The organism is Buttiauxella cochleicola (assembly GCF_021283185.1).
Lineage (GTDB): Bacteria > Pseudomonadota > Gammaproteobacteria > Enterobacterales > Enterobacteriaceae > Buttiauxella > Buttiauxella massiliensis.
The window spans coordinates 121,143-132,849 of sequence record NZ_JAJSOS010000002.1 but is presented as its reverse complement, the minus strand read 5'-3'; the positions used below and the strand labels follow the sequence as shown (position 1 = coordinate 132,849).

13 protein-coding genes are annotated in these 11,707 nt (G+C 51.0%); 11 read left to right on the top strand and 2 right to left on the bottom strand.

Annotation, left to right across the window (positions count from 1 at the left end; genetic code table 11):
• The first annotated feature begins 1 nt into the window (after position 1).
• From gspF to LVQ76_RS03495, 11 genes are read left to right on the top strand one after another with little or no spacing between them, the layout of a single operon-like run.
• Positions 2–1,222 carry a type II secretion system inner membrane protein GspF gene (gspF, locus tag LVQ76_RS03545; RefSeq protein WP_232920993.1) on the top strand — a complete coding sequence of 407 codons (1,221 nt, stop codon included), beginning with the start codon at positions 2–4 and terminating at the stop codon, positions 1,220–1,222.
• Positions 1,223–1,234: 12 nt separating this feature from the next.
• Positions 1,235–1,669 carry a type II secretion system major pseudopilin GspG gene (gene gspG, locus LVQ76_RS03540; protein ID WP_154148895.1) on the top strand — a complete coding sequence of 145 codons (435 nt, stop codon included), beginning with the start codon at positions 1,235–1,237 and terminating at the stop codon, positions 1,667–1,669.
• Positions 1,669–2,184: a type II secretion system minor pseudopilin GspH gene (gene gspH, locus LVQ76_RS03535; protein WP_232920992.1), complete on the top strand. Its 516-nt coding sequence runs from the start codon at positions 1,669–1,671 to the stop codon at positions 2,182–2,184. The genes gspG and gspH overlap by 1 nt, the downstream gene beginning before the upstream one ends.
• Complete coding sequence (gspI, locus tag LVQ76_RS03530; protein WP_232863476.1) at positions 2,181–2,543, top strand: type II secretion system minor pseudopilin GspI; 363 nt, start codon at positions 2,181–2,183, stop codon at positions 2,541–2,543. Before gspH ends, gspI begins: the two co-directional genes overlap by 4 nt.
• Positions 2,540–3,151: a type II secretion system minor pseudopilin GspJ gene (gene gspJ / locus LVQ76_RS03525; protein ID WP_232920991.1), complete on the top strand. Its 612-nt coding sequence runs from the start codon at positions 2,540–2,542 to the stop codon at positions 3,149–3,151. The genes gspI and gspJ overlap by 4 nt, the downstream gene beginning before the upstream one ends.
• Complete coding sequence (gspK, locus tag LVQ76_RS03520; RefSeq protein ID WP_232920990.1) at positions 3,148–4,125, top strand: type II secretion system minor pseudopilin GspK; 978 nt, start codon at positions 3,148–3,150, stop codon at positions 4,123–4,125. The genes gspJ and gspK overlap by 4 nt, the downstream gene beginning before the upstream one ends.
• On the top strand, positions 4,122–5,570 hold the full coding sequence (gspL, locus tag LVQ76_RS03515; RefSeq protein ID WP_232920989.1) for a type II secretion system protein GspL: 1,449 nt from the start codon (positions 4,122–4,124) through the stop codon (positions 5,568–5,570). The genes gspK and gspL overlap by 4 nt, the downstream gene beginning before the upstream one ends.
• The gene (locus LVQ76_RS03510; protein ID WP_232920988.1) at positions 5,567–6,307 is read left to right on the top strand and encodes a type II secretion system protein N; all 741 of its coding nucleotides are present in this window, start codon (positions 5,567–5,569) and stop codon (positions 6,305–6,307) included. The genes gspL and LVQ76_RS03510 overlap by 4 nt, the downstream gene beginning before the upstream one ends.
• A 24-nt stretch (positions 6,308–6,331) precedes the next feature.
• On the top strand, positions 6,332–7,909 hold the full coding sequence (locus LVQ76_RS03505) for an ExeA family protein (protein ID WP_232920987.1): 1,578 nt from the start codon (positions 6,332–6,334) through the stop codon (positions 7,907–7,909).
• A complete protein-coding gene (locus LVQ76_RS03500; RefSeq protein WP_232920986.1) occupies positions 7,906–8,481 on the top strand; it encodes a general secretion pathway protein GspB in 576 nt (191 codons plus the stop codon). The genes LVQ76_RS03505 and LVQ76_RS03500 overlap by 4 nt, the downstream gene beginning before the upstream one ends.
• A 5-nt stretch (positions 8,482–8,486) precedes the next feature.
• On the top strand, positions 8,487–9,317 hold the full coding sequence (locus tag LVQ76_RS03495; RefSeq protein WP_232920985.1) for a prepilin peptidase: 831 nt from the start codon (positions 8,487–8,489) through the stop codon (positions 9,315–9,317).
• An 18-nt stretch (positions 9,318–9,335) separates the two neighbouring features.
• On the opposite strand, the gene LVQ76_RS03490 is transcribed toward LVQ76_RS03495, so the two are convergent.
• Together LVQ76_RS03490 and LVQ76_RS03485 are read right to left on the bottom strand one after the other, a co-directional pair.
• Positions 9,336–10,232, bottom strand: coding sequence for a transporter substrate-binding domain-containing protein (locus LVQ76_RS03490; protein WP_232920984.1), 897 nt, complete (start codon positions 10,230–10,232; stop codon positions 9,336–9,338).
• Positions 10,233–10,502: 270 nt separating this feature from the next.
• Positions 10,503–11,705 carry a cytochrome c gene (locus LVQ76_RS03485; RefSeq protein WP_232920983.1) on the bottom strand — a complete coding sequence of 401 codons (1,203 nt, stop codon included), beginning with the start codon at positions 11,703–11,705 and terminating at the stop codon, positions 10,503–10,505.
• Between the last annotated feature and the right edge of the window lie 2 nt (positions 11,706–11,707).

Genomic DNA, 11,707 nt, shown 5'->3' with positions numbered 1-11,707 from the left:
CATGGCTGATTTCCGCTGGCAGGCGCTGGACAGTAAAGGCAAGTCAAAACAAGGTTCGCTCGAGGCAGACTCCGTCCGTCACGCTCGTCAACAACTGCGCGAAAGGCAATTACTGCCTGTCTCAATTAGCGAAGTGGGCGCATCAACAAGCGCCTCCCGTCATTTTTATTTCCGCCGCGCGCCGGGAATGCGCAAAAGTGAATTAACCCTGTTTACTCGCCAGCTTGCCACGCTTCTGGGATCGGCAATTCCGCTGGAGGAAGCCCTGAATGTGGTCTCGCGCCAGACGGAAAAAGCCCGCATCCAGAGTGTGATTAACGGCGTGCGTGGTCGTGTCCTTGAAGGGCAAACGCTGGCAAAAAGCATGGCTGCGAGCCCTGCCGCCTTCGATGACCTTTACTGCGCCATGGTGGCGGCTGGTGAAAAGTCTTCCCACCTCGATGATGTATTAATGCGGCTGGCAAATTACACCGAGCAGCGTCAGCAGATGCAAAACAAGCTGCGCCAGGCGATGGTTTACCCCTGTGTTCTTACCGTGGTGGCTGTAGGTGTCATCGCCATCTTACTGGTGACGGTCGTCCCTAATGTGGTGGAGCAGTTTGTCCACATGAAACAGGAACTGCCGCTCAGTACCCGCCTGCTGATGGGATGCAGCGAAATGCTGCAACGTTTTGGCGTGCTTTTTCTGGTTGCCATAACCGGTGCGGCACTTTACTGGCGTCGCTGGTTAAAAACCCCGGCAAATCGCCTGCATTATCACAATTTAGTGCTGCGTTTACCGATAGCCGGGAGGCTTAGCCGGGCCACCAATACCGCCCGTTTTGCCAGCACACTCAGCATTCTCAATGCCAGCACCGTGCCGCTACTGGATGCCATGCAGATCAGTGGTGAAGTGCTGCAAAACGCTGAAGCGCGTCTACGCATCAATCTTGCCCAACAACGAGTACGCGAAGGCAGCACCTTGCGCGGAGCCTTAGAACAGACGCGCCTGTTCCCACCGATGATGCTGCATATGATTGCCTCCGGCGAACGAAGCGGCACCCTGGATAGCATGTTGTCTCGTGCAGCTGACAACCAGGATAACGCGTTACAGCAAGAGATGACCCTCGCACTGAGCCTGTTCGAACCACTGCTGGTGGTCAGTATGGCAAGCGTAGTGCTGTTTATCGTGCTGGCAATTCTCGAACCTATTTTGCAACTAAATAACATGATCAGTCATTGAAAAGGAGTCGTTATGCATAAGCCTCAGCAGCAAGGTTTTACCTTGCTGGAAATTATGGTGGTGATCGTCATCCTCGGGATTCTTGCCAGCATTGTGGTACCGAATCTGATGGGTAATAAAAATCAGGCCGACCGACAAAAAGCGGTCACCGATATCGTGGCACTCGAAAATGCGCTGGATATGTACACCCTCGACAATGGGCGCTACCCCACCACCGAACAGGGTTTAGATGCGCTACTCAACAAACCGGAAGCCGCACCGGTGCCGAAAAACTACAAACAGAATGGCTATATAAAACGCCTTCCGGAAGATCCATGGCAAAACGCTTATCAACTGGTCAGCCCCGGCGAGCATGGCTCGGTTGATATCTTTTCCGCAGGCCCTGATGGGCAAGCGGGCAACGATGACGATATTGGCAACTGGGATATGAGCGGAGCCAAAAGCTAATGAGCAGGGCTACGAGCAACCGGGGATTTACGCTCATCGAAATGATGCTGGTCGTGGCAATCATCGCTACGGCATCAAGCCTGGTTGTGATGGCGCTACCGGCAAACTCCCCCCAAAAACAGGGGCGCGAAATGCTGGCCCGGCTTGCCGATGCCATTCCAGTGCAACGCATGGAAGCGATGGCTCAGGGTTCATTATTGGGCCTGAGCATCAAGGCTCACGGCTATCAATTTATGGTGCAGGATCTCAGCAGTTCTCACGGCTGGCGGGTGATATTAGCCGTGGAGCAACCTGATGGCGAAACCATCACATTACAGCTGACGCAACAGGATCTGCTGCTTGACGAATCACCAACAGATGAACGGGACGATAAGCCGCAGTTGCTGCTGTTTCCCGGTGGTGAAGTCACCCCTTTTGAGCTGCGCGCCTTCGCGCAAAAAAAGGCCATCGCGACATTAATCGTCAGCGAAGCCGGTGAAGTGCAGCTGGTTTATGCTACGGACACCACACCATGAAGCAACGCGGAATGACATTACTGGAAGTGATGGTGGCAATGGTCATTTTTGCCGGCGCCAGCCTTGCATTAATGAACAGCCTCAGTAGCCAAATGATGGCACTGCAATCTATGGAAGAAAGCTTGTTTGGCAGTTGGGTAGCGGAAAATCAGATGGTCGATCTGCGCCTGGCTGGAGGTTGGCCAGCACTGGAAAAGGTTTCCGGAAAAGAGCCGTTCGCAGGGCGTAACTGGTACTGGCAACGCCTGGGAGAGACAACAAGAGATCCATTATTACGCGCCGTTGAAATCCAGGTGCGTAGCACGCCGAACGACGATCCGCGCATTCAACTGCGTAGCTATTTTTTCCGTCAGCCATGAACAGCAATCAGCGGGGTTTTACGCTTTTGGAAGTGCTGGTCGCATTGGTGATTTTCGCCCTACTAACCCTCACGGCTCAGGCGGTATTTCAGGGTGTATTACGTAACAACGCCGTGACCCAGGCGAAGATCTCACGGCTGACCGAGCTCAGTTTTGCCATGCAGCAACTGGAAAATGACTTTATCCAGAGCTTCCCACGCACCGTGCGTGAGGCGGGCGCTCCGGGGAACACGGTGTTTAGCGCAGCCAATGGCCTGCTGCAAAGCAAAGGTGATGGCGTGATGTTTACCCGCAGCGGTTGGTTTAATCCCGATGCCCGCCTGCGCCGTAGCGAACTGCAAAAGTTGGGCTGGCGTTTACAGGATTCACAACTTGAACGAGTGACATGGCGTTACCCGGATAACCTACCGGGCACCGAGCCTAACCAAACTGTGGTGCTGAAGTCGGTGCGGCAATTCCGCCTGCGTTATTACCGCGACGGCCGCTGGTTAACACAATGGACGGCGGTGCGCGAACTGCCACAAGCGGTAGAAGTCACGCTGGACTTACCCGATTACGGTCTCATTACGCGGCGCTTTCTGCTGGCCGCAAGTGAGAATGCCCAATGAAATATCAAAGAGGTATGGCTTTGCTTGTCGTCTTACTTTTGCTTTCTGTTATGGCTCTTCTGGCTTCGCAAATGACGGCCCGTTACCGGCAGATGTGGCAGCGCAGCCATACGCTACTGAGCCAATTACAAATGCATGAGTATCTTCTGGGAGGTGAAGCATTCGTCGCCCGAGTGTTATATCAGGACATGATGGATAGCCCACAAAAAACCTCCCGAGCGCAGTATTGGGCCACACAGCAAGAGGTCTGGCCGATTAACGAGGTTGCACTGCGTGCTGAGATCCGTGATGAGCAAGCCTGCTTTAATCTCAACAGCCTACAAAACCATGACGAGAATAACCCGGACAATCTGGCCCAGTATCACGAACAGGTATTTGTCTCGCTTTTACAGGGGATTGAGGTAGACAACCTGCGCGCCCGGAAGCTCGCGGCGACCGTCGAGGATTGGTTGGATGCTAACAGTGACCCACAACTATTAGGAGCAGAAGACCATGACTACATGGCGCTTAATCCGCCCTATTTGCCCGCTAACCAACCGATGAGACACCTGAGCGAATTACGTGCCGTCAAAGGTATAAGTGGAGAGTTATATCGGACACTCAAGCCACTGGTTTGCGCGCTTCCCGAGCGATCTCTTGCGGTGAATATCAACACGCTTGAGGAGCCACAGGCGCCGCTGTTGTCTGCACTGTTTCTGAATATCCTGTCCGTTCAGTCAGCCCGTGAGCTGATTAAACGCCGCCCGACGGAAGGTTGGAAAAGTGTCGATGAGTTTTTAGCCCTTATTCCTGGCGGCGATGAGCGTATCGCCGGCCCCGAAATTTCTCGATCTCTTACGGTGAACAGTGACTATTTTGTTTCGTCACTCACCATCGAAAACCAACAACAACACAGCCGAATGATCAGCCATTTTTATCGCGCCAGCGACCGCAAGGTTATTGTTCGCAGTCGTGAGACGGGAGTTTGGCCATGAGTGAAACTTTATTAATCCGTCTCGCAAGCCATGCACATCAACCCATGTTCTGGTGGCTATTCTCCGCAGACGATCGGCTGTTGTTTTCCGGCGAGGTGCCCGATGCAGCAATGCTCGCAAGCTTGCAGGAATATGCCAATGGCAACCAGGTAATTGCGCTGGTGCCAGCTTGCGATTTGGTGCTGCGCTCCGTCAACTTGCCAGGAAGACTGACGCATAAAACGCGCAACGCGCTGCCTTTTCTACTCGAAGATGAAGTAGTTGAAGACCCGGCCCGATTGCATGTGGCGGTGCTTGCCCACGAATCACCATCAGTTCATCTGGCCGCGGTAGAACACACCTTAATGCAGGAGTGGTTGCGTTGGCTGGATGAGGCCGGTTTGCAAGCCAGCCGGATGCTGCCTGATGTTTTAGCGCTGCCGCAAACTGTAGGTGGGTATCGCTGGTCACTTGATAAACAGCATCTGATTCGTGAATCGCGCTGGCAAGGCATGGTGCTTGAAGATGAATTGATAACCTGTTTACCCGCAACGCAAGTCTCCGGGTGGCAAACCACAACACAAACCATGCCGCTGCGCGCGGTCCATCTTCCGCCCGTCTCCTTGCTGCAAGGCACATATCGCCCACAGAGGAATAAATCCGGCAGCTTTGGTGTGTGGCGCACGCCAGTGTATTTGCTGGTCGCAAGCCTGGTTATGGTACTTGCAGCCCGTGGGTTGGAGAGTCTCAGCCTGAGCCACCAGCAATCTGCGCTTCAGGAGCAGATGACAGCTGTCTACCGCCACGCCTTCCCGGGTAGCAAACCGGTGAGTGACCCGTGGTTTGCATTTAAAAAGAAGATGGAGGAGCGAAACAGCCAATTCCTGCCTTTAGCCCGAACACTTGATAGCATGCTTCCCTCTACTGTTCGCGTGCAAACATTGCAATTTGATGCTGCGCAAACGGAGCTGCAAGCGCAACTCTCAGGCACATCGGCCATCGCATTACAGGCTATCGAACAGCGAATTCCCGCCGGATTCTCACTGCGCATCGCTGAAGAAAACACCAGATCGGGCACGATTACGGTTTATCTCAACCAGACACCAAAACGCCATAAAGAGAATCACCCGGCAATGTCGCGTCTTGAGCAAATGAAGGCACAGCTGGCCCAGATGCAAAGTGAGATCGGGCAAAAAACGGCGATTTCGCTGCCAGTCACCAATATGGCCGATGTAATGACCCGCACCAGCACCGATGCACATCTGCCTGCCCCGCCAGTGACGCAAAACGACAATGCGCTGGAGATCAGATACGCCACGCCACTGCCTTTTATTTCGCTGGCAAACTGGCTACAAACCCTTGAACTTCAATATGGCATCGTCCCACAGCAGGTTGAACTGACCGATAAAGGCCAGGGCAATGTGCAGGTGGAGCGTTTAGTGCTATCCGGGCGTAGCCGCTCATGAAAAGACGATATTTGCTACTGCCATTATTACTGGGTTACCTGCTGGGGCTGATGTTGATGATACCCGCCCGCCTGGTCATCGCCTGGTTACCTTTGTCCGCGGGAGTCTCATTACTGGGCGCCAGCGGCACGCTCTGGCAAGGTCAGGTGCAGTCCTTAGTGCTGGGCAAGCAACAAGTTGGCCCACTTAGCTGGAACTGGCGTAGCGCGGGATTGTTCGAGGGAAAGATCGCGGCAGATTTTGAACTGGCGGATCCTCGCATGATTAACGGTCGCGGGATCGTTGGCTGGAACGGCGAATGGAGCATTCAGGAGGCTACGCTGCGTTTCCCGGCGGCGGTTTTGGGCAATGCCATGCGACTTTCAGCCGAACTCAGTGGCGACATAAACGCTCATCTGACACAGCTTCGTTTTACCCCTCGCAACTGTATTGAGGCGGTAGCCGACGTGCGCTGGAGTAATGGGAACCTGGTGGATATCGCCGCGACTGTGAATACCGGCGATACCCGCCTGCGCATCAAGTGCGTGAACCAGCAATGGCTTGCCGACATCACGCAAACCTCCGAACAACTTCACAGCAAAGGGCAGCTCTTGTTACAGGGAGCACAACAGTATCGTTTGCAAGGTGAGGTCACGCCCGGCCCTACGTTCCCGACTGCGTTATTGATGCTACTGGCGCAAAGTGCCGGTCATGAATCACAAGGCCGTTATACCTTCGAAACATCAGGGCGTTGGTAAGCGCCTGTAAGAGGAACATGAACCATGTACCAGGATTTTTTCGCGCTGAATGCGGCACCCTTTACGCTCTCGCCCGACCCCGATTATCTCTATCTTAGCCCGGCGCATCGGGAAGCCCTGAACCTGCTGCATCGCACCATTGCATCAGGTGGTTTTATGACCCTGATAGGTTCACCCGGCACCGGTAAAACCACCCTGACTCGCCATATTTGCCTGCATGCGGGAGTCGAAACCGAAACGGCATATTTGATTGCCCCGTTAAACTCCCCCATAGCGCTAATGACGCAAATTTGCCGTGCGTTTCATCTGCCCGAAGAAACCGATCTGGAGACCTTTTTACGTCATAACCACAGGGGGCGAAAACAGGCGGTATTGCTAATCGATGAAGCGCAGCATCTCTCCCTGGCCCAGCTTGAAGCACTGTGCGCCCTGACCAATATTGAAACTGACGACAGAAAATTGTTGTCGATTGTGCTTATCGGCCAACCAGAACTTGAAGATAACCTCGACCACTCCAGCCTGGTTCAGGTTAAGCAACGCGTGACAGCACGCTATTTCCTCACACCGCTGTCGGCCGAAGATGTAGACGCGGCAGTGCGGTTTCGCCTGCAAAAAGCGGGCTGTTTGCACCCTATCTTTTCGCGTGGTGCTGTCAGTGTCATTACGCGCACCAGCAAAGGTATTCCGCGCATTATCAATCGGCTTTGCGAGCAAATGTTGGTGGATGCAGCTTTGGAAAGGCGCTGGCGCATAACCTCATCACATGCCGCGCAAGCTGCTCACAAGGTCACGGGGCGGGTCGATATTGGCGGAATGCCCGGAGCCATGACCCTCGTCGTGACCTGCATGCTTGTGTTTGTTGTCGGTGGGTTTAGCTGGAAACAGTGGGGATGGTTGCCGCAACCGCAAGTACGCACCGTCAAAGTTCCGGTGAGTATTGCACCCGACCCTAAAGCTCAGGCGTCGTTTGCGGCGGCTGTAAATAAGGCCCGCAATCAGAGTGATGCCTTTTCGTTACTGAGCGCAACCTGGGGTTATGAGAGTACGGATGACATATCGCCATGCGAGACAATATCCCCCGCTGGGCTGCGCTGCTTTCGCACTTTTGGCGAGTTAAGTGAGTTAGTTTCCCTGAATTATCCCGCTGTCGTGCATCTCAAAGATAAGACTTTTGGCCACTGGTTTGCGGTGCTCAGCCACGTCAACGATGGCAAGGCATCACTTCTTTTCGCCAACCAGGAATGGGAGGTTTCCCTCGACTGGCTTAATCAGCGCTTTCAAAAAGATGCCACGTTAATCTGGCAAATGCCTGCCAGCGGCGTGACTCACGTCACCAATCATAGCCCGACAGAAGATATTCAATGGGTGGCTCAACGACTCACGACAGCATTAAAAACGCCGGTGAGTGAAAAGAGTGCAAAAATTCAGGCGGGAATCCTCGCATATCAAAAACTGCAGCACCTGCCTGCTGATGGGATTGCAGGAGAGCAAACATTACTGCGCCTGAGCAATCAGCCCGGACTGGATATTCCCACTCTTGATGGCACGATTCCTGCCCGCGACCAGGCGACCAACAACACGACGCAGCAGGAGAAACCATGAACCTGTCACTTACTCTCAAACCACACTCGAGATTGTCAGCTAAAGGGTTTCTGATTTTAACCTGGTGTTCGTGCTTAACCTTTGCGGCACTCTCAGGGGCTGCTGCCTGCTACGGCTGGTACAGCCTGCATAATCCGCCGACTATCAAAAGAGTTGAAGTACCACACCAGGCAACTCAACCCTGGCGCATTATCAACAACACGCTGACGTTTAACACACAGCCTTTGCCTGCCGAACCAGAAGCAGAATCGGAAGCCGTTCCAGAGGAGGAGTCACCAGAGGTCGAAGAATCAGGCAGCGTCGTGTCGGATGAAAAAATGGCGAATGAAGATACCTATCCAGGCCTTGAGCAGTTATCCGAAGACGCTCGGCGGCGAATGCCTTCCATCAAATACAATGCTCACGTGTACTCCAGTGAAACGGGCAAAAGCGTTATCAATCTTAACGGCAATGATTACCACGAGGGAGCCGCAGTCGGTGCCGGAGTAAAGCTTATGAAAATTGAACCTGATGACAGTATTTTCTCGTTTGAAGGGCAAACGTTCCGCGTAACGGCACTGTCGGACTGGTGATGGTGATGATGTTAATTGAACTAGCTTCTTTCTACCCCATCACCTGGGGCGCAATGCTGGGTGTTCTGGGGTTACTGATCGGTAGTTTTTTAAATGTTGTCGCCTGGCGTTTACCCAAAATGCTCGCCGACCAGTGGCAGGATGAGGCTTTGCTTACGCTGAATATCCCAGCCCCTTCCCGGCCTACCTATAATTTGTGCTGGCCACTCTCAACCTGCTGTTCTTGCCAGCATCCGATATTACGCCGTGATTTGCTACCGATCGTGAGTTGGTGCCTGTTACGCGGGAGAAGCCGTTGCTGCCAGCAACCCATTCCCGTGCGCTACCCGCTGGTCGAATTAACCTGTGCTACGTTATTTGTCTTTGCAGGAGTGTTATGGCCACCTGGAATACAGCTCGCGGCGAGTTTGTTTTTTATATCTGTGTTATTAACGCTTGCTGTTATAGATGCGCGGACGATGTTATTACCCGATGCCCTCACCCTACCCTTAATTTGGTGTGGTTTGCTGGTGAACTTTAACGGTTGCTTTGTCACCCTACAGGATGCAGTGGTCGGTGCTATGTGCGGCTATCTGGCGTTTGCGTTGCTGTCAGTCATTTTCACAAAATTGACCGGGAGAGCCGCACTTGGCGGTGGCGATGCTAAATTATTGGCGGCTATTGGTGCCTGGTTAGGCTGGGAAGTTTTGCCACAATTAGTCATGATTGCGGCTATGGGTGGCTTATTGGCGGCGGTAATTATGCATTTATTGAAACGCCAAAAGCTAAACCAGCCAGTAGCCTTTGGCCCCTGGCTTATTCTTTCTGCTGGTTATTTTTTGTACCTTACAGCTTAACATTTTGACAACCCGCAGTTATTCAGGTGACGACGCACGGTATGTCGCGCCTGGCGCACTTGCTTTCACATAATGCTGTAATACTTTACTCATTGGCATATGCAAATTTTGCTGTAATGGCGGGACGGGCGACATAAACCATTTGTTATACAGTTCGACGTATTTTCCACTGTTGATAACTTCGCCTAAAGATTGATTAACCAGACCGGTTAATTCAACGGAATCTTTTGCCATCATTAAGCCATAAGCATCCATATCGCCGAAGTCGACATAACTGATGACATAATTCTCGGGGTCACCAGCTTTAAATGCGGCGAGTAAGACCTCGTCGTTAGCTAACATTTTGACGTTTTCAGACTTGAGGAGTGTTAAAGCCGAAGCAAAATCTTGGGTCGTTACCATCAGAAGCGAATAATCCAGTTTACGGTTCAGTTTGTTAACACGCTCAATGGCGGAACCACCAGAAACGGCTGCAATTGTTTTACCCCGCAATTGACTTGCTTCCTGAACAGATTCCTTTTTCTTAGAAAGTAACACTGTCGTGGTAATAAAATAGGGGTTAGAGAAATTATAACTTTTAAGGCGTGAATCTGTACGGGTAATTGCCGAACATGTCATATCAACAGTATGTTCCTTTACTTTTAGTAAAGTTACGTTCTGTTTTTCCCCAACCCAATTAATCTCAATATGAGGGATGTTTAGCTCTTTTTCTAGCTGTTCAACAACATCACGACATATATCAATCGCCATACCTACTGGCTTGTCATTATCAACATATGAGAAAGGGAAATCATTATACGAATAGCTCAATGTTATTTTGTGATTTTTCTTTATATTCACAAGGCTATCATTTGCATGAGTATAAAACGCTGGAAATGCACACATAACAAATAAAAGAGATAAATACTTTTTCATAAAAATGCCAATATAGAATATATACACCCAATACCTTGAACGTTGCCATCATCGATGATGAGCCACACAACCTTATGCGCGCTGAAGATGACACACAAGCCAGCGACATTAAAGAATTATCCATAAATAAAAATTTAGCTGATGTAGATGTCAATATCCTTCTTGATATTGGTTAATACGAGGAGGGCGATTCGTTAACAGTTGGTTGCCATAGTGATCTGTTTACCTGAGTGGATAAGCCATTACACCGTCCACTCAGGCAATAAATAATTATTTCTGCACTTCTTTAATTTTCACAACATCATCCTTACTGATATGTGTTGCACCACTCCCCCAATTCCCTCTCACATAATTAACCACATTAGCCATTTCATCAACTGACATCGAATCTTTATATGCTGGCATTCTGAAGGAAATATTACCCTTGGTTTGCGGCGTTTGCGCACCTTGATAAATAACCGAAATCAGTGATGCTGGATCTTTCGCCGTGACTATTGAGTTATTCACTAAAGAAGGCACCGTAAAATCTTTGCCTTTACCGTCATCACCATGGCAGGTCGAACAATACATCGAATAGAGTGTTTTCCCATCCGTCGGTGAATAAGTTATTGAGCCATCTTTTGCAACGGGCGTTGAGTTTTTGTGATTGAAGTTCAGCAAATAAAAGGAAATAGCATCTAAATCACCATCGGTAAGATATTGCGTACTTTGCGTAACGACTTCACTCATTGGCCCCGATATTGCCCCATGCTGGCTTCTTCCCTCACGCAGAAGATCTTTTAATTCCTCAGCTGACATCGAGATATTTCGTAGTGATGGCGCATACCAGCCATCAATTGTTGCGCCACTAAGGTAAATATCGCTGGTTCCATCATAGGCTTTTTCCTGCATTGATGCGCCTCTTGGCGTATGACAGGCACCGCAATGGCCTGGACCTTCAACCAAATAAGCACCACGGGTCAGTAATTCTTTATCCTGCTCCGTAGTTTTTAGCGCTGCATTATCGGGATGAGCATCCTCAACATATAACCAATTCCAGATGTGCAGTGGCCACCTGGCGGAGAGCAGCCATGGAATATCATTCTCTTTATTTTTCACGTCAGCGGCGGGTACCTCTTTCATGAAATAGTCATAGAGATCGCGAATGTCCTTATCGGACATCCTGGCATACGAGGGATAAGGCATTGCGGGATAGAGTGGATGACCATCTTTCGCAATCCCCTGCCTTACTGCCTTCTCAAAATCTTCATACGAATACTGACCAATACCGGAGGTTTTATCTGGCGTAATGTTGGTGGCGTAAATATTCCCAAGCGGCGTGGAAAATGCTTTCCCTCCCGCCATCGGTTGGCCACCTTCGGCGGTATGGCAAGCCACACAGTCCGAAACCTTTGCCATGTATTCACCCGCGGAGATGGCCGCTGCATGACCGGTATATAAAATGCATCCGATAGCTAATAAAGTCTGTTTCATGT

What these genes read in the sequence shown, in the direction of transcription:
- gspF (WP_232920993.1), top strand. Translation starts at nt 2, where the DNA reads ATGGCTGATTTCCGCTGGCAGGCGCTGGACAGTAAAGGCAAGTCAAAA.
- gspG (WP_154148895.1), top strand. Translation starts at nt 1,235, where the DNA reads ATGCATAAGCCTCAGCAGCAAGGTTTTACCTTGCTGGAAATTATGGTG.
- gspH (WP_232920992.1), top strand. Translation starts at nt 1,669, where the DNA reads ATGAGCAGGGCTACGAGCAACCGGGGATTTACGCTCATCGAAATGATG.
- gspI (WP_232863476.1), top strand. Translation starts at nt 2,181, where the DNA reads ATGAAGCAACGCGGAATGACATTACTGGAAGTGATGGTGGCAATGGTC.
- gspJ (WP_232920991.1), top strand. Translation starts at nt 2,540, where the DNA reads ATGAACAGCAATCAGCGGGGTTTTACGCTTTTGGAAGTGCTGGTCGCA.
- gspK (WP_232920990.1), top strand. Translation starts at nt 3,148, where the DNA reads ATGAAATATCAAAGAGGTATGGCTTTGCTTGTCGTCTTACTTTTGCTT.
- gspL (WP_232920989.1), top strand. Translation starts at nt 4,122, where the DNA reads ATGAGTGAAACTTTATTAATCCGTCTCGCAAGCCATGCACATCAACCC.
- LVQ76_RS03510 (WP_232920988.1), top strand. Translation starts at nt 5,567, where the DNA reads ATGAAAAGACGATATTTGCTACTGCCATTATTACTGGGTTACCTGCTG.
- LVQ76_RS03505 (WP_232920987.1), top strand. Translation starts at nt 6,332, where the DNA reads ATGTACCAGGATTTTTTCGCGCTGAATGCGGCACCCTTTACGCTCTCG.
- LVQ76_RS03500 (WP_232920986.1), top strand. Translation starts at nt 7,906, where the DNA reads ATGAACCTGTCACTTACTCTCAAACCACACTCGAGATTGTCAGCTAAA.
- LVQ76_RS03495 (WP_232920985.1), top strand. Translation starts at nt 8,487, where the DNA reads ATGATGTTAATTGAACTAGCTTCTTTCTACCCCATCACCTGGGGCGCA.
- LVQ76_RS03490 (WP_232920984.1), bottom strand. Translation starts at nt 10,232, where the DNA reads ATGAAAAAGTATTTATCTCTTTTATTTGTTATGTGTGCATTTCCAGCG.
- LVQ76_RS03485 (WP_232920983.1), bottom strand. Translation starts at nt 11,705, where the DNA reads ATGAAACAGACTTTATTAGCTATCGGATGCATTTTATATACCGGTCAT.